Here is a 1,680-nt window from a genome sequence, read left to right as displayed (position 1 = left end):
ACCTGCTGGAGGCCGCTGCCGCCGGGCTCGGCGTGGCCATCGCGCCGCAACTGCTGGTAGCCGACGACCTGGCTGCCGGGCGCCTGAGCGCGCCCTGGGGTTTCATCGACACGCCGGCTCGTCTGGCGCTCTGGGCGCGGCGGGACGACCCGCGCAGCGAACGCCTGGCCGCTTGGCTGCGCCATGAACTGCAGCGCGCGGCATGATCCCGGTGACGTGCGGGCGATCGGCTTCATGCTGGTGATAACTATTCTCGATTGCGTGTATGCTGGCGGCCCCTTTCAGCGGTCCGGCATGCGCCGGGCCTTCGAGAACCTTGCGATCCTCATGCGGCGCCGCGCTCCCTCCTCCCTGCTGCACAGCTTCCAGACCCACTACGGGGATCTGCTGCGCTTCCTGTCCCGGCGCCTGGGCGACTCCCAGCGTGCGGCGGACGTCGCGCAGGACACCTGGCTGCGCCTGGCCGATCATCCGGACGAGCAGCGCGTGGAGAACCCGCGCGCTTATCTGTTCCGCGTCGCCGGCAACCTGGCCATCGACAACCTGCGCCGTGACAGCCGCCTGGCCGAGCTGCACGTGGAGGAGGACGTGCTCGATGAGCTCAGCGATCCGCTGGCGGCACCGGAAAAGCACCTGCTGGCGCGGGAAAGCCTGGTGCAGCTCGATGCGGCGCTCGCACAGTTGCCGGCCAAGGCGCGCGAGGCCTTGCTGCTCAATCGCCTCGACGGCCTGACTCACGCGCAGATCGCACGGCGCCTGGGGGTGTCCGAGAGCATGGTCGGCAAGTACCTGGCCCAGGCCATGCGTCATTGCCGCCAGTGGCGCAGCCAGCAGGGAGGTGAGCGATGAGCGAGGTCGAGCCTCTCAGCCTGGACGATCAGGCCGTCGATCATCTGCTGCGCCTGCACAGTGGCACTGCGGGGGCCAGGGAGCGTGCGGAGTTCCAGCGCTGGCGCAGGCAGAGCGCGGCGCACGAACATGCGGCCCGCGAAGCCGAGGTGCTGTGGCAGGCGCTGGGGCACACCCAGGCGGCGGCCCGCCATCGCCGGACCGCGCAGCGCAGCTGGCGCCTGCCGGCCATGGCCGCGGTGCTGTGCCTGGCACTGCTGCTCGGCCTGCTGGCGGCGCCGCGCACCCTGGTCGGGCTGTATGCCGACCACAGTACCGCCGTCGGAGAACGACGCCTGGTGCAGCTGGATGACGGCAGCCGGGTGTGGCTCAACAGCGGCAGTGCCCTGTCGGTGGATTTCAGCACCACGCGGCGCGATGTGCGCCTGTACCGCGGCGAGGCGCTGTTCGAGGTGGCCAAGGATCGCCAGCGGCCTTTCGTGGTGAGCGCCGGGGACGGTCAGGTGCAGGCGCTGGGGACACGCTTCGACGTGGACCTGCATGGCGCGCAGGCGCAGGTGACGGTCAGCGAGGGCGTGGTGCAGGTGGCCAGCGGTGGCGCCGCACCGCTGCGCCTCGGCGTGGGGCAGCGCGTGAGCTATCGACCCGGGGTGGCGCCGGGTGCGGTGCAGGCGCTGGACCCGAGCAGCGCCAGTGCCTGGCAGCGCGGCAAGCTGATCTTCAACCAGCGTCCGCTGGGCGAGGTGCTCGCGGAGCTGGAACGCTACCTGCCCGAGCGCATCCTGCTGCGCGACGAGACACTGCGCCGGCGCAAGATCAGCGGCGTCTTCG

At 71.1% G+C, this 1,680-nt stretch carries 3 protein-coding genes; all 3 read left to right on the top strand.

Features of this window, described 5'->3' with window-relative positions; translation table 11 throughout:
* On the top strand, positions 1-206 hold a 206-nt coding region (locus tag J0A65_RS23060), incomplete at its 5' end, for a LysR substrate-binding domain-containing protein (protein WP_232850119.1).
* Entirely contained in the window at positions 184-849 is a 666-nt protein-coding gene (locus J0A65_RS23055) for an RNA polymerase sigma factor (protein WP_206596635.1), read from the top strand. The genes J0A65_RS23060 and J0A65_RS23055, both read left to right, overlap by 23 nt.
* The coding region (locus J0A65_RS23050; RefSeq protein WP_206596634.1) for a FecR family protein at positions 846-1,680 on the top strand (835 nt) is incomplete at its 3' end. The genes J0A65_RS23055 and J0A65_RS23050, both read left to right, overlap by 4 nt.

This window comes from Bowmanella yangjiangensis, assembly GCF_017255015.1.
GTDB lineage: Bacteria > Pseudomonadota > Gammaproteobacteria > Enterobacterales > Alteromonadaceae > Bowmanella > Bowmanella yangjiangensis.
Note: the sequence above shows the minus strand (reverse complement) of the source record. Positions and strands in the feature narration are given on the sequence as shown.